At 44.8% G+C, this 203-nt stretch carries 1 protein-coding gene; it reads left to right on the top strand.

Annotated elements, in window-relative coordinates; translation table 11 throughout:
- The coding region (locus tag LKE08_RS29365; protein WP_324707738.1) for a hypothetical protein at window positions 1–203 on the top strand (203 nt) is incomplete at both ends.

The raw sequence follows: 203 nt of genomic DNA, 5'->3' as shown, positions 1-203 counted from the left end.
GGATTCCGACTCTCCCGGGAGTTCAACTTAAAAACCTGGTGGAAAGAAGCGGACAACATTTCATTTTTGCAGCGGTTAAGCTATTTTATTTCGGAAATTCTGCTGGCGGCGATACCCGACGAAAAAATCGTCATTTTTGTCGATGAAATTGACAGTATTTTGAGCCTCGATTTCCCCGTCGATGACTTTTTCGCCCTGATCCG

This window comes from Lyngbya sp. CCY1209 (assembly GCF_035615495.1).
Classification (GTDB): Bacteria; Cyanobacteriota; Cyanobacteriia; order Cyanobacteriales; family Microcoleaceae; genus Limnospira.
The sequence above is the reverse complement of the archived record's forward strand: the minus strand, read 5'-3'. Positions and strand labels throughout refer to the sequence as shown.